This window comes from Vibrio sp. YT-16, from assembly GCF_033337405.1.
GTDB lineage: Bacteria > Pseudomonadota > Gammaproteobacteria > Enterobacterales > Vibrionaceae > Vibrio > Vibrio alginolyticus.
This window is the reverse complement of record NZ_JAWOQQ010000012.1, coordinates 80,031-104,184: the sequence shown is the minus strand read 5'-3', so window position 1 is coordinate 104,184 and position 24,154 is coordinate 80,031. Positions and strand designations below refer to the sequence as shown.

Genomic DNA, 24,154 nt, shown 5'->3' with positions numbered 1-24,154 from the left:
ATGAGCAATTTTATTGAGTTAATGGAAAGTGAAAACGTACCAACAAACTTTAAATTTCTTCTAGGATTCCATCAAGAGACCAGCAAGCTTTCGCACTTCGGAATCGCAAAGCACATTGGTTTACTAGATCAATACATTGAAGATAGCGTTGACTTAGGTTTGCTTAACAATATGACGCTTGAAGAACTATGCATTCAGTTTCCTCACCTAAATATGAGTAAAGAAAAGTTATCTATCTTGAAATCAGGAGTACCTTACTTCAATGGCTTGTATCAACTAGAAATAAACAAAGAAGCCTACAAGTATAAGGACCTCTATGACTATTGCACTGATGGTAAATCAATTGTTCTGAACCTAAACAATAAACCCATAATATTTTTGCCTAGCGAAAATGATTACTATCAACTACAGCTCGATATTAGTAGCAAAAACCACTCTAACGAAATCGTTTTTTGGCTTGATTGCGCTGGCTTATTACCTACAACAGCCACCGAATCATCGGCTCCCGGTACAGGGATCGCCATACAAGAACAAGTCATGGCAAATAACTACTATATAGCCATAGCACCTGAAAGTGAGATTGTTCGTAACCTTTCTAGGATAGACTCCAGTGTATTCTCGAAAGTTAATGAAAAGCTATATGAAGACCAATTACCACATCAGGCCGAAGGGTGTATTGAATTTCTTTCTTTTGCGGAAAAGCACCTGATACACAAGATCCACTTCAATATTATAGATAGCTCTATCAATAGAGTCGTCTGTCTAAATCAAATGGTTACTGAATCTTTTGATTGGACTTCTCTAGGTATGTATCAGGGGTTAAAGCTATTTTTGCAAGAATCCGGCATACCTACCAAAGCTTTAAATGAAACCCCGTATTCAGGTTTCACGGTTATAGAAATGCTTACATCAGAACATACTGATGAAAGCTTTGAATGCGGCATTAAAATAAACTCAATCCCTATCCCTGGCGGCTATACCCTAATTTTGGACATGATGTACACATCTGAGTTTGAGATAGAGACAAATCAGACAAGCACTCCTGAAATTCAAGAGGGAATTGTTCAGTTAAGCTTCGGGAGTATTAAACAAGATCCACTTGGTGGAATGATCAATAGCGTACGAGAGCATTTGAATGAAGAAAATGGAGATACATTTCTAGCGTATGAAGATTCATTTCCTATCTACTTAACAGATCTTGTTCACACAAACCTCTCAGGTGATATCAATAGTTTACTCTCACAGTACGCTTCTTCAGGTATGCAGTTCCTAATAATTGGAGAAATCTCTAGCGAATTCATTGCCAATACTGCACTGATTGCAGCACAAAATGGCTTTATGGTGTTCGGATGGGTTTATTCGGCCACAGAGTCAGGCGCACTAAAAAAATTCACGTATAAACAATCTATTTATAGACAAAGCGAACCTCATGCACTTGGGCAACTCGTTAGACCTATCCAAATTGAACATGAAACTAGCGAGTAGGGGGAACTATGAATCACAATACACCTAGTAACATTGTAGAAAGACTAGAAGCAAGTCTCCGAGGCACGGTCTATGCCACTAAAAAAGACCGTAACAAAACTATTTTGAGAGATTATGGACATCCATTCGGACGCTCCAAGAACTCAATGGGTGCTAGTTTAAAGCTTTCCGATTACGTGAATGGAAAGTCAAAAAGTCTCAATGAAACTTATTCGAGGGAATTTGCAGAAGTTCATTGGGCTAAAGCCGCTGCATTGGCCATCCATCTAACATCTGGATTTGAAGTCTATTCAAAAAATGGTATTTCTGAATTCTTTGAAGAGCGTAAAAAGCTCGGAAAAATTGCAAGTGAGCTCAGGGCTACCGGAGACGATGTATATAAAAATCCTGAGTATGTGGCCGCTAAAAACAAAGCATATGAAGCATGGCAACGTAGGTTTAGTCCAGAACACAACTCAGCATCAATCTTAGATAAAACTCACAAAGCTCAAGATTCACTTTTAAGTGAGTTCTCTAGCCAAGCAGTTAAACTTGGGTACATAGATCATTCTTCACTTTTTAGATTAGAGAAGCTAGTTAGAGAAAACATAAAGTCTCTAAATAACGGGGTTCATGAAAATGAACTAGCTAATCCTGCTCAAATGTATCAACACAAAGCTGAACTTTATGAGCTAATGTTGAGCGAAACGTATCAAGCAGACACTAAATCACTGCAGCTTCTTGGTAAAAATATGTTTCAAGAGCACTTAAGTGAGATACAAAGTTACGCAGATAGTCAAAAGTACACAAGCTCTAGTGGTAAGCGCGTTGATTTTGACATTGACCTAAACTCATACGCTGACTCTCCAACTATTGGTGAAAATGGTGCAAAAGTCGGAGGTATCGCTAAGGAATTCCACCACAAAGGCGGTAAAAAGTCAGAATGGTCGGTTGCAGCTGGGATTAGGGTTTTTTACAACGACAAAAATCCGAGTGACATAACGCCAACGGTCTCACTTGCCGTCGGTATTTCGCTTATAGGTCGAGACTCTACATTTATCAGTTTTAAACCTGACTTCAAAGGCTGGTGCGAACGTCTACCTTGTGCCCCTTTGGGTAACGAGGCAAACCTAACAGCTGAGCAAGCTCGTCTTGCTCACGAAACTCGTCAAAAAGAACTAGCGGATAAAATAGCTGCCTCCGCAAAAGAAGCAGAGCTTAAGCATCAACAGAAGATGCAAGAGATAGCTGAAGCTAACGCTAAACGTGAGATCGAGGTTAAAACCTTAATTGATGCCAATTTCGAAAAACCAGAACTCACTAAAGATTCCGTAAAAGGCACTTATATCCAAAAAAAACATTTGGAGGCCTTACTAAACTATCCAGAACTCCATGGTCTGATGAGACTAACATCTTTATACGACCAACCAGCGGTTAGCATTCAAATGGGCCCTAATGTGGAGGAGACTAGAGGGTTACAGTTCTTAGCCCATAATGGCTCTCCCTGGAACAAAGAAAATCCCACTAACAAAATGTTTGAAGTCATGAATGACGACATGAAAAACAATTTTGTTCAACTCGGCAATATTACACCTAAGACAACGATCATAACGAGTGAAGGCTTTGCTAATGGAGGGTCTTTGTTTATCGCCGCTAAGGAACGTGGTTTAGATGTTGCTGTTGTTTGTGCGATGTTTGCTAATAATATCTCTCACGCAATAAAGCGGTACAGCCAGGACTACCCTAACAACCCCCTATTAAACGCCTCAGATAATGACTGTTTTTTAAAAGCCCCTACGAGTGAACACTCGATTAGAGCTCTTAATTTGAATACAGGCGCGAAGGTCGCTCTTCAAGCTTACGACGAATTTGGGGTAAAAAGCTTTAGCGTTGATTGGGAAAAGTTAGATGTACTTCCAGAAGCCACTGCAATTAAGGCTACAGACTACAATAATTTATTCGATATTTTTGAATATGATAAAGCTATAGAAGTTATGGGAGACCAGTTAGAGCTGGTAATAAGCAACAATACTACACCATCAAAAGAGTATGTCGCTCCCAGGAAATTTCTGGATGCAGAAAGAGATAAATTCACTGATATCTTTGATGCATATGGCATCGATGGGACCCTACTAACCACTAGCTTTCCCGTTGGAATGCAATTCGAAACTCCAAAAGCAGTATCCGTAGAACAAGAGCGAATAGATCACCGAGTCTCTGAGCTACCTGTTCAAGAAGCTAACGTAGCTCCTAATGAACATAATATAGAACGAATAGTGTCATATTCGCTACAACGTCACATCGACGGAGATTGGCAAACTATTGAGAAAGCAGACACCGCTAAAGAAATTTTAATAAACCTAGAAATTGAAAAGGGACACGCAGTTCAGATAGCTTATGAGAAGTTTTCTCAAGCTGAAAAAAACCTTGATAGTGCTTACACCAAAGCTCTCGAATATGTTGGTTCAACATACAGATGCTTTGACGAGGAATCAAAAGTACCTTTTACTTCCGCAGATACATACAACGATATTAGGGATATTCAATTGGCCCATGATGTCGTTTTGCTTGTTGAGAATGAAACGGGAACATTTGCTAGACCAATAAGAGTTTCTGAAGATGGTGAGCTTGTTATCGGAGGTAGCAAAGGGCTGAAACAACCGAGATACAACAGCAGAGCAGACCTTGCACAAGACATCAACGCTGTAGTCGAATCAATATATTTTAGTAACAATAATTATCAGTGGCTTACTGATCAAAACTTTGTATTACGAGATATTGATGCAGATGGTAAGCCAGACAGAACTACTTCAAGGACATTTGAGGAAGAATTCGGCCTCAGCGTATCGGAAGTAATGTCTACATTAGTGGACCCAAGGTCGATACAAGCAAAGCTCGAAAACTCAAATCAGACAATCAAAATAAATTGTACGACGACAAACGAACTTGAACCAGTAACTGAATTAGAAATTGACAGTAATGAAGTTGCTTATGAGCTTGACAGAATCAGCTCTCAACCAAACATTATTGATATCGATACATCTGCTTTTTCTAGTGCAGATCAAAACTTCTATATCGAACCCGCTGAGCGGCAGTCAAAACCTTACACAGTTAAATCATTTGCACCTAATGGAGCTGTAAACGGTAACTATGAGTTCGATTCATTGGCTCTTGCAGAGAATAAAATTGACGCATTGAATGGCACTAAATTCACCATACCTACAACCGTTTACTATATTTCAAAGCATGGTGAAACGCCTATATCAACAACAATCGACCCTGTGGATTTACCGCTATTGCAGCCAAAAGCACCACTGCAAGAGGAACCTGGTCAACTTTCTCGAGAACTAGAAACCTGCTTAGTACAAATTGATTCAACAGATTGGGGGACGTACGAACTCCCAATATCAAATGATACCCCGATAATGTTGAACCAAGAGGGTAGCTGGGTTAATGCATCAACTGGAGAGCCGACAAAGACTCTTAGCTTAATTGAGCTATACAACATCGAAAACGCCCATACAGAAGGTTTAGATAACGATAATGAATTAACCTTAGATAGTACCAACTTCGCAGAGCTTGCTGCCGATGGTGGCTTCGATATTGATTTCAGAGAACAATATACAGGCTTGGACCATGATCTTATTGAAACCACACATGAAATAGAACCCATTGTCGATGATTTCAACTTTGATATTGACACATTAGCTAACCTTGACATGAATGAACTGGAACCTGAAATAGAGGGAGCCCAGTTAGAACAGCTCAAAGAAAATATAGTTGATGCTATTGACCTAGAAACAGACAACGAGCCTGTAAACCACGAGCAAGAACTGACTAACCCTGACGCTTGGTCCGATGAACTCACTCACGGCAATCATAACCTGGAAGAGAGCATTGAGGTTGAGGCAGAAACGGATAGCCCAGAATTACTCGATAATGCAGATGACTGGTTGGATGAATTATCTGAACTTGACGCCCCATCGTTTAAACCCTCAACAATCGACCCATTAGAGAGCGATATGCCTGATTTTTCAGGTATGGAAGACGTTGAATGGGGTCTTGATGATTTCGGCATAGATGAGGAAGAGCAAACCATTAGTGTTGCTGGCTCAGAACATGTTGAAAACCAGGGCACAATAGATTTGTTTGAGTTAGCTGACCAAGAAGTGGAAGTCCAATCCGTATCTAACGAACAGCCATCATCTGTAAGTCAAGCAGAAAGACACAGTATAGATACGACAATCAATGACGTAAGTATTGAATTGGGTCAAGTTGACCCCAAGTCCGATGGACTGGATCTTAAGCATCAGAAAACTACAGGGGTAGGCGAGCGTTCCTTGGCTGAGCAATCTATGGAGAAGATTGATAGAACGACAGATGTGCTTGTCAACTCTACAACAAGACCACCAAACAGCGATGAACAAGTAATAAAAACTAATACTGGGGCAAAATCATTAAGTCAGCTAGTGTTAGATGAACTAAATGCTACAAGTATTAACTTTAGTGACCAGTTCACACCAAAAGATACTTTTGTTGGAATTTCAAGCTTTACGACGGTAGGTGCCTGGGCCGATAGTTCGAAATATTGGAAATCAACAACCACTGTAGAAGCCTCTACTTTGAATGTTAGAAGTGAAATCGATTTACCTTTAGTAGACGTAGAAGCTCCAGATGTTAATGTGCCAACAACAGAACAATTAACGTCTATATTCGATAAATCTAAGCAGAAAGCTTGGAATGAACAACGAGCCGCAAACTCAATCCAGGCGCAAGTCGAAATGTTTGAGGAAATTGCGCTTTCTGAGAACCAAAACTTTAATGCGAACCTAGATGTTGCACCAGACCTTGATGGTACTTCCTCTTCCTATAACCCTAATAGTGAACAGACATCCTCAGATGCGATACCGTCAAAAGACACAACAAGCCCTGACATAGAAAATACAGCTCCTGCAAACGAGATAAAGGATGAATCCAGAAATGGACAACACCAAAGTGAGATAGAAAAGGAACTTTTAAAAGTACTTCAGTCACTCAAATCCTCAGATAAGGAGAGTGTGGCCCATCTTACTGGACTACTTACAAACATAGCTGAGAGTGCAGCCAAAAATGCCATAGACGTCCATGACGTTAAAAGTAGAATTGAGACACCACATAAAGTAGAAGTGACTAACCAATCAGAGGAGCCTATCCAGGTTGTAACCAAAACATTCTCGGAGACAACAAAGGTCAATATTAATGACTTCGACTTCGATGATAATCCTGATGTAAAAGCTTATGTGAAACTTGCTAATGAACTTGTAGGCGACAAAGGACAGTCAGCTATACAAAAGAAAGCAGCCTTCCTATACGCATCAAAGACATCTCCAGAATCAGATACCAAAGAGCTAACTCAAAAAGCACTTGAAGTATTGGTATCAATAAAAAAACCTGAAGACAACTTAGCTAAACAAGAATATGCATCTAAAGCTAGTGAAATAGGCAATTGGTTGGCGACTGAAGCTAGAGTGGGGATGATGATCGAATCTACACGCAATGAGCAAGGCTACGTGACGAAATTTTCTGCTCTTGATAAAAAGCTACACGCAAAGGTACATGAATATCTTACCACGCCTTCAAGCCCAATTAAGGGCGCTAATGACCCTATATACTTTAGTCGAATTTGTCTAAAGGACGCTATTGAAAAACGTCAAATACCTGAGGATACGCTTAGGCAAGCTCTTTTCGGCATATGGAATAGCCCTGTGGGTAATACAGGTGAACTATCTAAATACTACAACAAAGTTGCTACCAGACTGCACGAAACTGGAGTAAGGAAGGTAGTTAACGATCTTAAAGAGAAAGGTATTATTGAGAATGACCCTAGTAGTAGACAAAATCTACTGTATGAAGACCCACTAGATGGGACACAAAAGTCCTTAAAGATTTCAAGTTTAAAATCTGCAGCAGCTGGTTTGGTAGCAGAACGTGAAATACAAGCTGCAAAAGAAATGCCTCGAACAGCGAAGAAGAATCAACGTGAGCCATACAGCTACTTCGTAGCTAAAGCATTTGAGAATCTAACTGAAATTAGTACTCCTTTAAAAACGGAGATTGATTTAGATAAGCCATGGAGAGCAACATTGCGAAGAGGTGATGGTTCGCGTTCTGATATGAACTCCAAAGAGCAAGAAACTATGGAGATTACAAGATAACAATGATTTCTTATCTGTTCCTGGTAATTACTGGTAGTCTCATTGCAAAGATCACTTATGTCATAGCTGGATTACTGCCACAAATTGAAGAAGATGAGATCAGAAATGATCTCATCACCTATTATCCTGAATACTCTTTAGAACCAAGTAACCGTGAAGGACGGTTTGACTTCACTAGCTTATGCAAAAGTGTTGGATACTGGGTACCTTTCTCCTGCATTGCTGGTGGCCTGAAGGGAAACAACCAAACTTATAAAGAGGTATTTGTATTAGAAATTACCGTAGCCGCTTCAACGGTGACTCTATACCAAATAGCAACTTCATTTGAGCAGTTTCTTTTAATGCTCATTTTCTTTTGCCTAACAGCAATGGCGTTTTTGGTTGACCTAGCGAGTCAATTTCTACCAGAAAAACTAACAAATTTCATTTTATGGTCTGGTTTGGTTCTGGCTTGTACAGAGTATGGCTATCTATCTTCCGAAGAATCGCTTAGCGGTGCTTTATTAGGGTATGGGCTTCTTTACCTTTTCAATACTATGCATAAAGTGCTTTACAAAAATATTGGAATGGCAAATGGTGATTTAAGGCTGGGGGCTGGTATAGGGGCTTGGGCTGGCGTAGAGATAACAATGCTCACAATACTCTTTATGTTTGTGTTCATCGTCATAACATACATAAGAGGAACGAGAGGGCAGTATCCACTGGGGCCATATATAGTGATAAGCTCTTACATAGCATTCATAGTCAACAATCCCAGTTTTTTAACTATTAATTTTTAAATTAAAGCAGCTATCGTAGCTGCTTTATTTTCTAATATGAATAGTAATATGGGCCCTACCAAACCACTACCTCATGTTACTTTCATCCAACCCATATTCTGTCTCCGCTAAATCGAGTAGCAGATTTAAAAACTCATCATTCGTTGAAGACTTAGCTACTCTCTTACATAAGGAATCAAACCTTTTTTTGGTAAGCTTAGACAGTGCCATTGTGGTTGTTGAAGTTTTATCACGAGATTTCGCAGCATGAAACAAACCGACGAACTTATCTACTCTAGACTCTGGAAAGAAAACCAATAATTGCATGAAAGTAGACCGAATCTTCTGTACATCCGTTTCATCAATTTTATTAAGCTGAGATTGAATTGCTTTAGATGTTGTACGAAAACCATCCGGGTCATTGCAGTGGTTAAGTGCCAAAAAATTATCGTTAGCATCCAGAATCCACTTTAAAAACTGGTAGTTATTTGGCCCACGTATGTTAACTTTTTTGCTTAATGAATTAGACATGAGTATCGGCCTTTTTATACAGCGTGAAAAACACGGTCGTCCATAACCAAGCTAAAACGTAAAATCCCTCGCCGGGAGGAGCTGTAAGCAAACATCCAATAGATACAATTACCACTGCAACCTCAACGGCCTTTAAGAGGGTAGGAGATAGTACTCCACCTTTGAACTTATGAATGATGCATAGCAAACCAAGTACAAATGCCGACGTCATAAAGACTAAGACTGCATTTCCTTCAACAACTGATGACACCAAACTTACGGTAGCAAATAGGGCAAGTAACATCATAAATTTGTTAAAAATCTTTAGCATTTGTACTCCTGATCTCTTAGTTATATATACTCAAAGTCAGCATGCTTAGAAGCTTCAGTACCTACGTACGAGTATTCCGCTTTTCTCACACGAACAAAGAGGGGGCTATAGCTATTATGTTGGTTGAAGTGGCCAACAGCATGGTTTCTTTCGTCAGCGATAGCTCTTTCGATTAAAGCTGATTTAAACTCGCTATACGTAGTGCTCCTATTACCATCGGAATCCTCAGGTAACTCCAAAATCAAATTCAATATCAAATCTGAAAATTTATCATTTGGTTCTGGTAGCTCAGAGTCGAGTCTATCGAGTAAGGAAATCGAATCTGATATCACACGGTAGATTAGAATATCAGTAAATTTAAGCTTCTCGAGATCATTAGAAAACTCAGAATCGATGCCTTCAACTCTGTTTAGAATTGAGCCGAGAACATCGTTAATAGCAACGTCTGACTTGGATTTGAGTATTTCTTCATCAACCTCACTACTTTTGAGTGACATCAGAGTAGAACAAAGCTCATCGACAACGATTTGAATTGATTTTTCATAAATTGAGTCTCTTGTAGTTAGCAATCGCTCGCAGAATGACATGTGTCTTTCAGCAATATGAATCCTTTCAAGTTCTGAGTTCAACAAAGATCTCCTAGATTCACCTGCCTTTTCATACTGAGAAACTTTTCTGTTTAATCGTTGCAGTTCCTCTTGTAACTTATCAACTCTTAACGAGAAATCAGAGCACTCTGCTTTTAACAAACGTAAGTCAGAAGAGGTTGATTCAAGAGATTCGATTTTCTCAAGCTTCACCTTCTTATCTGCCTTAGCTTTTCTCAACTGTGTACGATTAGATGCAATTGAAGCGTTAGCTTTCTTGGCTCGTTCAATATATAAACTGGCAAGTTCAATTAGTCTTAGATAAAGAGGTTGTCGAGCGCCTTTATAAATGCTTCTTTGAGATTCAATAGCGCTTCTAGTGCATCTCTTTAAAGAGTCAACGCTATCCCTATTAAAAAGCACGAGCTGGTCTTTCTTAAGAATAATGTCCTTAGCAATAAAATCTTCAAAACGTTCGTCATACAGCTTTGCTGTCCTCTCAGATATCTCTTTTATGCTTTTCTCGCGGAATTCAGAGTTACTTAACGTTTGGTTTGGTGCATTCTTTAGTACGTCCATCATTATTTCTTCTGAACGACGAAGAGAAACATCAACGTTATCCAGTAACAGCTCAGTAGGACGAAGAGTATTGCTCTCATCAATCGTGCATAATCCCGCTCTAACGAAATACATTAAAGCGTCTTGCACTTTGAAAGGTATGTCAGAACCATAAGAGACATTATTCAATAAATTTGAGCGCTCTTGTAGAAACTCTAAATCTGAGTCACTTCTTAATGCGCGAGCTTGGGCCCGTACTGCTCTTGATATTTGGCATGAAAATAGGGCAATTGAAATCTCATCAACAACTTTAAAAATCTTAGCTGCAAATCTTGTAATCCTATTATCTAAAGAGTTAGTTAGGGTCAAGTAGCCTAATCGCTCATCTAGCCACATGAAATCCTTATGACAGATAAGCAAAGAGTGAGCTAATTCCTCTCTTTTATGTACAGGCAGCTTTTTAGGCATGAGAGGTAGTAAGATTTGCTCTTGTATCATCCCATTGAACTTTACAGCTCGTTCTGCGTGGTTAAGAAGGTTTTCTAACTTAACGTTAAAGTTGTTTGGAATAAGGAAAAGCGTAGACTCTTTAGTATTTCTCTCACGACCCTTTATACGTGTGTCATTGAACTCAAAATAGAGCCTCTTAATTTTGAGTTGTCTCGTGTCGACTTTTGGTCTGAACTCTAGGATTTTCATCAGCCCCAAAACATTAAATGGTTTTTCACTAAATGCTTCTTGATGTCCAAGCTTGGGGTTAAAACTCTGATATTTGGGATCGGCTAAACGTTGGGCAAGTAGCCCAATTTCAATTGGGACCTGAGAGTACAGGTAATCAAACAGATTTTCGAAAAACTCATCCCACGATTTAACTAGTTCCTTGCCAAACGAATCTACAAGTACACTCTTGATGACACGGATTCTTTCGGTACTAACAGTTGCTTCTGGGTACTCCACGTCAAGAAATTCTTTAATCTGAGCTTGAGTATGTGGACCCTCACCATTTAGCCCTAGTGCCAACTCTAAAATTCGGGCGTTGCGTTTGGGATTCTCTAGTAGTTCAATCTTTTGAACAATGTCTGCCAGCCTAGAGATAAGTAACTTTTTGGTTTTTGGCATTCTTATCACCTTAAATCAAAGGTTTACTACTTTTGTATTTATTATATTGCGGTAATAACCATATTGCTAAGAATTCTATTATATATTATAGCAAATGTTAAGTCAGCTTTGTGTTAATAAAATTAGATATATGCTATAAATGGACTATAAACAATAGAAAGTGGAGTTCACAATGACTGTAGAGCTAGAAGAGTTAAAAAGCCCTTGGGTGGAACTGTATGAACAATGTTTAGAATCAGCATACGATTACCCTTACAGTGACTTAGAAGGTTTCCCTGGCTTATACGCCAGAAGACTTAAAACAGCAATTTTGCTAAAACAAAATAGGAACAAAAAAATCAGTATAACTGAAGCAAGTACGATTGCAGATAGAGCAGCAAAACACACCCTAGTCGAACTTAGGGCTAAGTTCACAGAGCGTTGTAGTTTTTCACACATCAAAAACGAGCTCAGAAAGGGTAGTGCTAGCCAGATTCCAGGAAGAAAAATAATAGACAATGGTATGGCTGCAAAATTCATGAACATTGTCGTTGGTTTCCCTACCTATAAACTAAGTTCTAACGAGATTAAATTTCTCCTTTCGAAATTCGATAGTGACTTAGTACACTACGATAGTGAGAAGTGGTACATAACGATCAAGGTTTTTGAATTGCATTTAGAAGAGGCGGAACCGACACCACAAGAGATGGCTGTTCTGGATAGCGTTGCACGATCTTCAATTCCTAGCATTATTGCATACACATTGGACTCAGATTACAAGATCGACTGGAAGGACTTTTTTAACGCTGTTAAAGCAAGAGTTAAAGAAACAGTTAAACAAGGTTTTAATAGGTTCAAAAGTCGGAAAGGGGACTTAGACAATGAACAAATTGAGGCTCTCTTTGACGAATAAAATCGCTACCAACTCCTTTCAAAAGTGGGGCTTAACTAAACAGTGCTAAGCCCCATTAGCCCCATTTTTCTTAAGCTATCAGCAATGACTCCATGTTGAAATTATCAATAGCTAAGCTATCAGAGACACCATCTTTACTTTCAAGATAATCATCTTTCGTAGAAAAAGCATCTGGCTGTTCAGTTTGCCCCTCAACAGCTCTAAAGCCAATAGGGTGGTTTGAAAGCTTTTCAATACTTGAAGCTATTTTAGCCAAATGTTGCTCAACATTTTCGAGTGTCTTGTACTCATTACACTTAAACCTTTCTTTATTACTTTGGTTTTGAAGGAAATGAATAGCAGAATTCATCATATTGATAGCATGTTGGTTGACATCATTAAGAGCTTGCTTGGGATCGTTTTCGGAATGTGCAGACAAATAAGTATGAACGAGACCTTGGTGATACACAGAAGAATCCGTTATGTGTATGCTAGCTCTTCTCTTTACTTTATCAATGTGTAACCCTAAGTTGCGGCACCAATCCCAGTCTCTGATCTCATGAGGGAGGATGTTATCAAAATAATACATAAGCTTATCGAACTCACCCTCTTCGATGAAATACCCAATTCTAATTAACTCTTCGACTAACGATTTGAGAGTTATTGATTTTGAATTCGCTAACTCTCGGCATTCTGTTGAGTAATCATTTGGTATCCTTATTTCCACTTTTAATGAAAAGCGCCCCATGACCTTTGCCTACTTATTCTTTTTGTTGTTTTGGTACCAAAGCTCTGCAAACAACTCAAGGCCCCAAGCGTTTAGCTTGTCTGCTTCATCTGGTATGAGGAATGAGTTGTTATCTTTACCGTAATACTCTTCAATTAAAGGTGTAATTTCTTCACGCAATGCGGCAATAGTACCTCCAATGAATATGATTAAATCAATATCTACAGCTTTAGATAAGGTATCAGTGATTGCGCCAAAAATCTTACTAGCTAGCTCCTTCCGTGCATTCTCTGCCCATTCTGAATGATCTTTTTCAACCCCCCGAACTGTAACAATACCTTCATCAATTAACTTACGGCACTGCTGATGTGTGGGTGTGGTGAAACCTAAATCGTAAAGGTAGTTGGATGCTTTTTTGACAATCTGATTGAACCCGATGTCCTGGGTGACAGAACGATCCATATCAATAGTTCCATCGTCAAACACAGCTATATCAGTTGTTTTACCACCAGGATCAGCGATTGCGATCGTTTTTCCTATGTATTCAGGGTTATGTACCAACATCCCTGAATCATCTCTCTTAAATAGGAATACACGAAGGGCTGCTAGTGCTTCGGGCTGAACAAGTAGAGCTTCAATATTTGACTTCCGCAGCTTCGATTCCGGGTCAGTACCTAAGTGATCAAAAGATCTCTGCATAGAGAGCATCTTTTGCTTAACATTGTTTTCGTTGACGGACCCATCTGTTTTAAAGAACTGTCTTAATGGCATTCCAGTACAAAGAACGTACTTTTTATTGAGTAACTCATCTCCAAATTGATTTAAGCCATGCTGCAGTAAAACCTGAGCTGCTTCACTATTGGAGAAGTCATCGTTCCTGGGAATAGGTTGTTTTACCTCACCAATGGTGTAAGCGTTACCTGTAACAGCAGAAGTAAATTTCGTTTGAACAGGAGCATTACTTGATACTGAAAAGGTTTCATCTAGTACCGCAAAACGTTCAGTCGAACGTTGGATGTGTGTAGGAAAGGAGGTTTTAACAGATTCAGCTGAGATCTTATGTTGGGCATTACCGTCATCATACCCAATAAATAGTGTTGAACAGTCGTTAAACATAGTAAAATATCTCTATTGTTTTTTAGTGATAAATGCAATATATAGCATGTCTGTGACAACCTCAAATATTTTCACTTTAGGAGGCAGGTGTTGATTGAAGACTGGCGAGAGAAGTTAAAGGAGAACTTGGAGAGAAATTACCAAATAGAAGTATCATCTCTCTATATATCGAAAAAGAATCGAATGGTATATGTACAATTTTCTGACAGTTCAAATGTACAAAAATACTTAGGTTTAAATTTAGACCTAGTCGATGTAGTGATTAGACAAAATACATGGGAATATTGCCAGAATAGCAAGGTATCAACGTTAATTGAAAAACGACATAGAGTAAAACTACCAAAGAATAAAATGAGTAAATATTGCTTCGAATCTTAGTAAGAGTAATCGAAAACTAAGTTATTTTTTATCAGAAGATCTATTTAACTTTAGTTAAATAGATCTTCTGATAACCTATTTTATGGTAAATGGCCATTATGTTTAATACTCACAAATTTCAAATTCACAGGGGAAAGAGATTTCACATAGTCAACTTTCAAAAGGAGGTATCTAACTTATTGATATTTGGTAGGTGGTAACAACTACGTGTACAAAATTCCAATCGTCGCGAATTTAACATAACATAGATAATATACACTAAGAGTGTAAGAGCAATTTTAATATGTCCTCTTATACTTAATGAACATGCAGAGCTTTGAGTACCTCAACCGATGCTAAATCCCATGATTGACCGAGACTTTAATCGTATTACAGTGATGCAAAATGTTCGCGAACACCGCCTTCGTCAAATCGACGATTTAGGCTGCAAATATATATAATTTAAGCCCTCGACAATTGGAAGCTTATGTAGTCAGTTAAGCCAGTTTGGTGCTTCTACGTTAGCACATACGTCAAGAGCCGAATCAAGCAACCGACGTTTTCTTTGCCTAATCATCTGAACATCATGGGAGCTCAATACTTTGATTTGTAGCTAACATTCGCTTGTGAGGTTCTAACGGAACAACACAACTTGGCTCTGACTGTCTATACACTAAGTCAGTTGATGACAGTCGATGGCCCCACGTGCCACACTAGCCATTTGCTTGCCAACCTCGTTATTCACATAGGTCAAATAATAAATAGTATTTTCAATTTCTGAATACAAAGGTGGAAGGTTATCATTAAGGTTCCAACCTCATTTTAAAGTAAATTGTTCTGAGCTCCTTGCTCTAAGTAGACCTCAGTTGCTCTCCCCAACATCCCCCTGGCCTTCACTCAAAATATTCACATTATTTCAAAAGATACGTCTCTTAACATCTTAAAAATGGACGCACCTATCGCTTTGGCAACATCACACATTGAGCTGTCTAAAGCTAAAACATGCTCTTAAGTTGATAACTTAAGATAAATCCACCACAGCACTTAATTACTCACAGTTGTAGATATGCCCTGGCAAAGGGTCTTTTTTGTCCTGACCGATTAGTGGCTATTTGGTGGGACTGTAATGGCAATTGGATGGCATTAATCAAGCTAATATACCCGATGGACATTTAATAAGTGAGTAAAGCATTACGTCACAGTGAGAGTAATCGGACACTTAAAGGTCATAGAAAGGAGCCCAAAAGGACAGTGTAATTTTTGATATTTACAAATATGGGAGAAAAACAAGTCTGTTAAACAAAACGCAGACCCTTCTTTAGAATTAAAATATTTTAATACTTTTAAATTTAAAATAATTAAAAGGGCTTCGCCAAAATATAGATCGAAATAATCAATGTCAAGTTCTTTGATATTGCATTGTGATCGGGGGATGACGGGTTGGCTGGGGCCGAGCTGTCGGGGGTGACCCCCAAGAAGCGGGAAATTAAGCATTTAGGGCTTTAGCCCTAAGTGCTTAAATGGATAATTCGCTATATCCAGAGTGATCAATTGACTCTGTCATGGTGATCTTGCGACCAAAGAATGACCACTCTAATTTACGTACTAAACGTGTTTTGTACTGGACTTCTGAAATTACAGAAGGCGTAGTTTCCACACCAAACGTTTCTCTCAGTAACTCTTGTGCCTTAGCAACTATTGACCCCTGCGTAATCTCGAATTGAAGATCGAACAACTTTTCTTTCACAAGGTCTCCGATAGGTGTTTCTGAGGCTTTGCCGAATTCATATTTTATTCCCAGTTCACAGTAGACAGCGTTTGGAGTTTTTTTCTGAAATTCCGCGCTAAAGAATCTCCCCTGAGTTAAACCCATATCGTTATCACCAACTTGACCAATAATCTTGCCGTTAGTGATGTAGAAGTTATGAACTGTTACTTTCATTTTTTGTCCCGCCAGTAGTATTCCCAACTGTTTCCATTATACCAAAACCAGATTAAAATACCACATTAAAACACAAACAAAAGTAAAATATACTTAACTATTATTATTGACTTTTATCCAGACAAAGACGACACAATAGGGCTCGATAGAGGGTTAGCTTTTTAGGCGAAGCCGTTAAGAAAAGCGTTGAAATTTCTTTTAGCTGCCGAAGGCAGATCATTTAGGCCACCAGCCCCCTGCCATAGCAATGACAACGGGGTTTATGTTGGCATTGCTATGGCGCTGGAGGTCTAGCAGCCTTGAGCGATACATTGAAATGCATCAAACCTTATTACTGCACTAAGGATGACAACGTCTTTTTGTTGGCGTCCATAGTGAATTAGGTTTGATTGAAATTTCAATGACAACACTTAGCGAGGAACGAGCTTTAGTGATGTAGGGGTAAGTCCGGCGGGTGGGCCTCGGTGGCGACTAGGGGGAACCCCTATTAGTGGAGAGCGTCCAATTGAAACAAATTTACTTGTTACAATTGGATAGTTATTAGTATTAAAATTAAAAGTATCGCCAATTTTACTCTTTGCTTTGTACTCGTTTTCGTTTTGATAGTTTCTACAATTTTATCTATTAGACCGAAAGCCTCTGCAAACCCAACAATTAGTACAAATACTGTAAAAGCATCAGCCACATTTGAGAAACCCAAACGCTCAAAAATAAATGTTAGAGCGTCAGCTACTGCGTAAATGCGTAATAACAATGCTGCTAAATTCAATATGTTCCCCCTACCCTTAATATATTCCTTTTCAATTAGCTAGTATGTTCAATTGATATATGTCAGATATCACTAGATAAGTTTGAAACTAGATAATAATGAATCTGGCTCATTGGTCTGTTCGATTATTAAGGGTTGTCCTGACACATCCCATTCATAAGTAGAAACCGTCTTTCCCCTAAACTGTTTCATCACTTTTAACCTAGGTTCATTAAACTTCTTCCCTAGAAGAAACTTACCTATTGAAATTACTTTTGATAAAGAAGAACCACGATGCCCTTCCTCTGATAAGCAACTTAGGATTTCTACGATATTATGTCTTGTGTCGATATCCGAGTTAGTACCTAAGATAAAAGCTATGTCTGAGTCCATGTATATTGAATCATTGATCACCTTTTCATAGGTAATCGAAATAAACTTACCCTCTACTAAACCGACATTGTTTTTCCCAACATAACCGAATAAACGACTGCAAATAATGGTGTAATTATTGATGATAACTTCTAATTTCATACTGCCCCCAAGCCTATGATATTTATTTGTTCAGAGTATGTATTATAAATAAACGCAACTATAAATACCATATTAGAACACACAATAAAGTAAAATATACTTAACTATTCTAGTTGACTTTAGACCGGACAAAGACGACACAATAGGGCTCGACAGAGGGTCAGCTTTTTAGGCGAAGCCGTTAAGAAAAGCGATACAAAAGCTTCTAGCTCGCCGAAGGCGATTCATTTAGACCACCAGCACCCTGCCATAGCAATGACAACGGGGTTTATGTTGGCATTGCTATGGCGCTGGAGGTCTAACAGCCTTGAGCGATACATTGAAATTCATCAAACCTTACCACTGCACTATGGATGACAACGGATTTTTGTTGGCGTCCATAGTGATTTAGGTTTGAATGAAATTTCAATGACAGCACTTAGCGAGGCACGAGCTTTAGTGATGTAGGGGTAAGTCCGGCGGGTGGGCCTCGGTGGCGACTAGGGGGAACCCCTGTTAGTGGAGAGCAAATATTGCCCAGTAAATCTGAGCAATATTTATCTATTGATGGTCGAATGACAACGCTGCTCTTTCAAGCTCCTTCTCTAGCTCCACAAGGCGTGTCGGAAGTAACGCAAAAGAAAACAAGGTCAATAATGATTCGATTGAATCCCGCCATTGAGCCGTTGACTGAAGTATTTCTAGAACCCCGAAATCTGCACAAATCTGTTTTAGCTTAACTTCATTGTTAGCTTTTTCTTCACGCTTAAGGGCAACCTTCAAGAATTCATCGAATTTATTCTGAGACATTTCTTTGACTGAAACAAAGCCAGTTCCTTTTTCTGTCCATACCATTAGATGCGGTTCTCCGCTGAATACACTGATCTGGTCTTTATAGTGCTTACTAATTAGCTCAATCTGTTTCTCAGTTCTCATAGTGGTGCCCCTACTTCAATAAACTAATGTGATTTGGTTTGTTACTCAATAGCTCTGCGATCTCAAACTGCTCCGCTACATACTCGACATTAGGGATTAAGGTAGGCTCCCATGTACTAAGCGCGACCTTTCTGCCTTGTTGAACATCATCAACAATGTTGTCTAGACTTTTGACGCTACATACCTCATACAAGCTTGTACCAAATTCATCATTCTCTACTACACATGTAGCGAACGTGCCAACGTCCTTAGATTCAATGATTAATAGACGTACTTCTGACTCCTGTTTAACCCCGCCTACTATATGACCAATAGTCACTTTTTCAATGTTTTGAATAACTGTCTTCATAATGCCCCCAAGCAATTTAACAATATAAACAGTAACTTACTTGTATTTATTATATCAAACCACCCAGTTAAATACCACATAATAACACGATGTATTGAAAAATAAGTATTGTCCTTTCGATTGACATTAGCCCCGACAAAGGCGACACAATAGGGCTCGATAGAGGGTCAGCTTTTTAGGCGAAGCCGTTAAGAAAAGCGATACAAATGCTTTTAGCTCGCCGAAGGCGATTCATTTAGACCACCAGCACCCTGCCATAGCAATGACAACGGGGTTTATGTTGGCATTTCTATGGCGCTGGAGGTCTAGCAGCCTTGAGCGAGATAAACTTTTGCACCCTAGGGTAGCAATCTGAATGACAAATTCTTTTCTTTGGCAATCAGATTGCTCTAGGGTTTCATTAAATGAAGCACTTGAAGAGGAACGATTCTTAGTGCTTAGGGGTAAGTCCGGCGGGTGGGCCTCGGTGGCGACTAGGGGAAACCCCTGTTAGTGGAGAGAAAATTGTGAATGCGTTATATTGTTTACTCGCAACAAAAAGCCCTGAACTTAGTCAGGGCTTCTCTAATTAAAGCTTGGTTAAGCGGCTTGTTCTGTTGCTCCATTAATGTCACCACTATCATCGCTCATACTTTGAGAACCAAAGTACTGATCCTCTAACTTTTGCCGTGCTTCAGAAAGTGGTACACCCAGGGTTGTAAGGAGTTTATTTGCAGCCAAGTCAATGCTAGTTTTATTCACTGACATATTGCCACTCTTGTCATCTATGATGCGGCCAGTAAAGTCAGACGTACCTAGATCGCGTGAGTAGTTAAGTTCTTCAAGCTTATCCCACTGAACTGCTTCGAGAGAGCCATAGTGATTCATTGCGATATTTCCAGCTACTGCAACAGCCTTTAGTGTAGCTACATGAGTTAGAATACAGGTATTACGGAATTCTTCTGCTGACGTATCGCTGAATGCTAAGCCTCCCCAACCCATGGCTCTAGAAACAGTAGTCCAAAACTCGTTTGCTAGCTGGTACTTTGAATCAGAGATTTCTTTTACTTCCTTACTCAACCCCAGCAGGATTTGGTTGATATCTTTGATAGCTTTCAAAGGAAAGTACTTTTCAGACTTCTTGGTGATCGTATTGTGCTCCATATCAACCAGGTCTTTAAACGCAACGCAGTTCTCAGTTATGTAACGAGCTAAACATGGAAGAGGGTCACGTGTATTAAAGGCATCTGAAATACTTTGTTGAGGTTTGGCCAAGTTTTGGTTGATGTCACAAAAGCCCAACTGCCTCTCTTTAAGTGTCAAGTTCGTATATAGCATAATAGGAACATCTACGTTCTCTAGATCAAAACCTAACTCGGCGAGTTCATCACACAACATTTCTAGAGCGAAGTCGATTCCAACAGAACGATGTTGGCCATCGAATAGCTTAATGGAACTATCCATAGATATATGAAGTAGACCAACTCGCGCTCCTTCCATAACCTCTTCAAATTCAGGCTTTTTATCTTTCTTCGACACAACCACACCAATGATAGTTGGGATGATGTAAAAACGCTTATAGTTGTTCACAAGGTATTTCGCGAAATCTTTCGCTCGCTTCATATTTACCTCTCGCTGGCTACGTTTAAGTACACTACCCTTGTTATCGATGTTTAGTAGTGAGACCAATACTGAAGCTGGAACATTCACTAGATGAAATGGTTTGAATTGCTTACCTACAGTACAAGGAAGTGAGTATGCGAAGTTTTTATCAATTGACATATTTTAGCCCCCAAGCTATTTAAAAATCAGTTAACATGAAAACTATGCCTTTGTTTTCATGTATTTATTATACACCCTCACCCCAAAAAATACCACATTGTAACACCAAATATTTAATAATTATTGTTGCCTTTTTTGATTGACATTAGCCCCGACAAAGGCGACACAATAGGGCTCGATAGAGGGTCAGCTTTTTAGGCGAAGCCGTTAAGAAAAGCGATACAAATGCTTTTAGCTCGCCGTAGGCGAATCTTATGACCACCAGCATTCTGCTAGGTCGGTGACAACGGGGGTTTGTTGGCAACGACCTAGCGCTGGAGGTCAACAGCCTTGAGCGGCAGCACTTAGTGAGGAACGAACCTTAGCGCTGCAGGGGTAAGTCCGGCGGGTGGGCCTCGGTGGCGACTAGGGGAACCCTGTTAGTGGAGAGCAAATCAACAACCTGCCGCTTTGGGCAGGTTGTTGATATCAAGCACAACAAGAGTCTACTGATACACCTTCTAGGTATTGATGAGCCTTACCAATGTCTGACCAGTAAGTCAGCTTTTTGAGCCTCATTGATGGGAACTGCGTTAATGACCAGATTTTATCAAAAGCGCTATTTGCCTTTTCTTCGTCATCATACGCTGAATGAATACTCCCAGTTATTGAGTTGTATAAGACGATAGCGTTATATTGTTTTGTGTTTGTTGACTTACTAACAGTACCAAATTCTGTTGCTGTGCCTGGTTCACATGAGCCTAGCTTGATTGTTTTTTTAGTGTCCTCTTTCTGTCCTACTTCATAAGCCGATGCTAGTTGAAGAGTACCAGCAACGCCTCCATTGCAAGCTGCTTCAGTGTCAGCTGGTAGGAATAAACCCCCATTGATACAAACAACCGCCTTTAACTCTTCGCAGTACATCACTGATAAGCGCTGGTTCGTGTTAGGGATGAATACCATAGCAGGTATAAAAGTTTCCTCTCCAGTAACCATATGTGTAAAAGTATTTAATTCCATACATGCCCCCAAGCATTTAAATAATTGATTAAACTGGCGTTATTATATACTAACCCTTACAAATATACCATATGATAACACAATATTTTATAAATTATTGTTCCCATATTTTATTGACTTTGGGAAGGACAAAGGCAACACAATAGGGCTCGATAGAGGGTCAGCTTTTTAGGCGAAGCCGTTAAGAAAAGCGATACAAATTCTTTTTGCTCGCCGAAGGCGATTCATATGGCCACCAGCATTCTGCTAGGACGGTGACAACGGGGGTTTGTTGGCATCGTCCTAGCGCTGGTGGACAACAGCCTTGAGCGGCAGAACTTGGTGAGGGACGAGCCTTAGGGATGCAGGGGTAAGTCCGGCGGGTGGGCCTCGGTGGCGACTAGGGGGGACCCCTCTTAGTGGAGAGCTAAAATCTCACAAACCCACCTAATAAAAAGAGGCTCCCTTGGGAGCCTCTTTTTAGCGTATGATAAAAATCATCGATATAGTCATGTTTGAGTAATCAAGCACTCTTTATGACCAAATAGTGTAAAACACCCTGAATATGTCAAATGTTCATTCCCGGTAAATCTATTCAGATACACTCTCATTTGAACTAGGTAGTAACCGGTATCAAAATGCTCGTTGCAAACTTCACAGTCGCCAAACTTACATGTACCACTGCCAAGCTGTGTTAGCCTATACACATGTCGTAGATCACTTGTATCAGTCATCACTCAATTACCTTGTAGTTTAATCTATCCTAGAACTGTAAAGCCTTTAAGTTTTGCAAACTTGTTTGACACACTAAATCCTTTGACGACATCTAAAGGTAATCTCTGTCTTTTTATTATCCACCATGCTTTTCTTATGTGTAGCAATGCGAGTCTACGTTTTTTATTTATCGTCTCTTCTTGCTTTGTTGGTCCGCAATTTCGTAGGTAACTAAGAAGCAAACAATACAGACCATCTAAGCATTCGACCTGAAACCAGATGTCACTGCCAAAACTTGGAATGTCCTCCAGTTCGAAACAAACCTGTTGCTTTCCATCAATTTCTCTAAATTTCATATTGCCCCCAAGCAATTGCTAACAACTATTATATATTATAGCAAGTGGCCGAGTTAAATACCACATTTATACACATGTAATTTTGGTAGTCTATTGAGAGCTTTGATATTGAAAGAGACTGATATTATGTTTTCTTCTGGCTTAAGGCTCGATAGCGGACCTGAGCCGCTATCATAAGGTTATTTTATTCTTAGATGCTCACCACGCTCATCCGGCTTTAGAGTGAAGAGTATGTAATCAACCTGCTCTATACAGATCTCATAATCATCGTTGATTAGTAGCACCTCCCTATCATCAGTACTGGATGTGTATTGCTGGGTAACCTTCCCTTTTAATACTTTATCTTTATTGAATACCTTTAATCCTACTAATCTCATACATTCTCCTTACTAGCAGTGATTGAATGATGAACGGCCTCCTTATGGAGTTCTAATATCTCCTTGCTTGTAAGGTAGCTATGAATCTCATTTATTTTCTTAATTACTTCAGAATGATCGTTGAAAAGTTGTTTGCGCTTATCCCATACGACTTCGTGGTGTGCTAGCTGTCCTGGTAGTGTCTTGTCATGAATGCCATAGACATATGTCCCTTCTCTGATTTTCTTTTTGACCAGCATCTTAGACATTAAAAAAATGATGAGTAGGTCCGTTTCTATGATCTGAGTAGTGAGGATAATACCGAAGAATAGACAGTCCTCCCGGTCTACGTCATCGATGTGAATCCCATTGTAACCATTCGAAAAGTAATACACTGGACTGCCTGGTTCCAGATTGTATGAAAAATAGAGATATGCATTTTCATTCTTCTGGAACAGCTCTTTCCTTCTCGCAATCTGAGTACCATATTGATCCATGTAATTATAGTTACAGATGTGCATTTCAGGGCACAACGATATGGTCTTTCCGCAGGTAGTTATGTACTTCTTTCTCTTGCTTATAGATAAGCTGCTTATTGTTTTGGTCATATTGCCCCCAAGCAATTGTTTTTCAAATGTATTGTTACATTAGCAATTAAAGAAATTATACTAAAACATGCCATAAGATACCACATTCACACACCTAATATGGTTAAATATACTTAACTATATTGATTGACTTTACCTCGGACAAAGGCGACACAATGGGGCTCGACAGAGGGTCAGCTTTTTAGGCGAAGCCGTTAAGAAAAGCGATACAAATGCTTTTAGCTCGCCGAAGGCGATTCTAATGGCCACCAGCATTCTGCTAGGACGGTGACAACGGGGGTTTGTTGGCAATGTCCTGGCG

19 protein-coding genes are annotated in these 24,154 nt (G+C 39.4%); 4 read left to right on the top strand and 15 right to left on the bottom strand.

Annotated elements, in window-relative coordinates; translation table 11 throughout:
* The 3 genes from R7F07_RS18155 to R7F07_RS18145 are packed head-to-tail and all read left to right on the top strand — an operon-like array spanning position 1 to position 8,437.
* On the top strand, positions 1-1,485 hold the full coding sequence (locus R7F07_RS18155; RefSeq protein ID WP_025634158.1) for a hypothetical protein: 1,485 nt from the start codon (positions 1-3) through the stop codon (positions 1,483-1,485).
* A gap of 8 nt (positions 1,486-1,493) precedes the next feature.
* Positions 1,494-7,658 (top strand): hypothetical protein, encoded by a 6,165-nt coding sequence (locus R7F07_RS18150; RefSeq protein WP_077202327.1) that lies wholly within the window; start codon positions 1,494-1,496, stop codon positions 7,656-7,658.
* Between the two features lie 2 nt (positions 7,659-7,660).
* The gene (locus R7F07_RS18145; RefSeq protein ID WP_025634161.1) at positions 7,661-8,437 is read left to right on the top strand and encodes a prepilin peptidase; all 777 of its coding nucleotides are present in this window, start codon (positions 7,661-7,663) and stop codon (positions 8,435-8,437) included.
* Between the two features lie 66 nt (positions 8,438-8,503).
* Here the strand turns inward: R7F07_RS18145 and R7F07_RS18140 are convergent, their stop codons facing one another.
* Genes R7F07_RS18140 through R7F07_RS18130 form a run of 3 tightly spaced genes read right to left on the bottom strand, consistent with a single transcriptional unit; the run spans position 8,504 to position 11,521 of the window.
* Positions 8,504-8,947, bottom strand: coding sequence for a hypothetical protein (locus R7F07_RS18140; protein ID WP_025634162.1), 444 nt, complete (start codon positions 8,945-8,947; stop codon positions 8,504-8,506).
* Positions 8,940-9,257, bottom strand: coding sequence for a hypothetical protein (locus R7F07_RS18135; protein WP_025634163.1), 318 nt, complete (start codon positions 9,255-9,257; stop codon positions 8,940-8,942). Before R7F07_RS18135 ends, R7F07_RS18140 begins: the two co-directional genes overlap by 8 nt.
* A 20-nt stretch (positions 9,258-9,277) precedes the next feature.
* A complete protein-coding gene (locus tag R7F07_RS18130) occupies positions 9,278-11,521 on the bottom strand; it encodes a hypothetical protein (protein ID WP_025634164.1) in 2,244 nt (747 codons plus the stop codon).
* A 172-nt stretch (positions 11,522-11,693) separates the two neighbouring features.
* Between R7F07_RS18130 and R7F07_RS18125 the strand changes: the two genes are divergently transcribed.
* Positions 11,694-12,413 carry a hypothetical protein gene (locus tag R7F07_RS18125; RefSeq protein ID WP_025634165.1) on the top strand — a complete coding sequence of 240 codons (720 nt, stop codon included), beginning with the start codon at positions 11,694-11,696 and terminating at the stop codon, positions 12,411-12,413.
* 70 nt (positions 12,414-12,483) lie between these two features.
* Here the strand turns inward: R7F07_RS18125 and R7F07_RS18120 are convergent, their stop codons facing one another.
* The 12 genes from R7F07_RS18120 to R7F07_RS18065 form a co-directional block, all read right to left on the bottom strand.
* Complete coding sequence (locus R7F07_RS18120) at positions 12,484-13,140, bottom strand: hypothetical protein (protein WP_025634166.1); 657 nt, start codon at positions 13,138-13,140, stop codon at positions 12,484-12,486.
* A 9-nt stretch (positions 13,141-13,149) separates the two neighbouring features.
* Entirely contained in the window at positions 13,150-14,235 is a 1,086-nt protein-coding gene (locus R7F07_RS18115; protein WP_025634167.1) for a ParM/StbA family protein, read from the bottom strand.
* Positions 14,236-16,108: 1,873 nt separating this feature from the next.
* The gene (locus tag R7F07_RS18110) at positions 16,109-16,534 is read right to left on the bottom strand and encodes a hypothetical protein (protein ID WP_025767165.1); all 426 of its coding nucleotides are present in this window, start codon (positions 16,532-16,534) and stop codon (positions 16,109-16,111) included.
* A gap of 523 nt (positions 16,535-17,057) precedes the next feature.
* A complete protein-coding gene (locus tag R7F07_RS18105; protein ID WP_025636793.1) occupies positions 17,058-17,303 on the bottom strand; it encodes a hypothetical protein in 246 nt (81 codons plus the stop codon).
* 72 nt (positions 17,304-17,375) lie between these two features.
* Positions 17,376-17,816 (bottom strand): hypothetical protein, encoded by a 441-nt coding sequence (locus R7F07_RS18100; protein WP_025636794.1) that lies wholly within the window; start codon positions 17,814-17,816, stop codon positions 17,376-17,378.
* Between the two features lie 540 nt (positions 17,817-18,356).
* On the bottom strand, positions 18,357-18,731 hold the full coding sequence (locus R7F07_RS18095) for a hypothetical protein (RefSeq protein ID WP_025636800.1): 375 nt from the start codon (positions 18,729-18,731) through the stop codon (positions 18,357-18,359).
* Between the two features lie 10 nt (positions 18,732-18,741).
* Positions 18,742-19,080, bottom strand: coding sequence for a hypothetical protein (locus tag R7F07_RS18090; RefSeq protein ID WP_025636798.1), 339 nt, complete (start codon positions 19,078-19,080; stop codon positions 18,742-18,744).
* A gap of 579 nt (positions 19,081-19,659) precedes the next feature.
* Positions 19,660-20,841, bottom strand: coding sequence for a DGQHR domain-containing protein (locus tag R7F07_RS18085; protein ID WP_025636717.1), 1,182 nt, complete (start codon positions 20,839-20,841; stop codon positions 19,660-19,662).
* 468 nt (positions 20,842-21,309) lie between these two features.
* On the bottom strand, positions 21,310-21,840 hold the full coding sequence (locus R7F07_RS18080) for a hypothetical protein (RefSeq protein WP_025636817.1): 531 nt from the start codon (positions 21,838-21,840) through the stop codon (positions 21,310-21,312).
* A gap of 737 nt (positions 21,841-22,577) precedes the next feature.
* Positions 22,578-22,889, bottom strand: a complete 312-nt coding sequence (locus tag R7F07_RS18075) for a hypothetical protein (RefSeq protein ID WP_025636688.1) — start codon at positions 22,887-22,889, stop codon at positions 22,578-22,580.
* 179 nt (positions 22,890-23,068) lie between these two features.
* Positions 23,069-23,266, bottom strand: a complete 198-nt coding sequence (locus R7F07_RS18070) for a hypothetical protein (RefSeq protein WP_025636691.1) — start codon at positions 23,264-23,266, stop codon at positions 23,069-23,071.
* Complete coding sequence (locus R7F07_RS18065; protein WP_077202324.1) at positions 23,263-23,853, bottom strand: hypothetical protein; 591 nt, start codon at positions 23,851-23,853, stop codon at positions 23,263-23,265. Before R7F07_RS18065 ends, R7F07_RS18070 begins: the two co-directional genes overlap by 4 nt.
* Between the last annotated feature and the right edge of the window lie 301 nt (positions 23,854-24,154).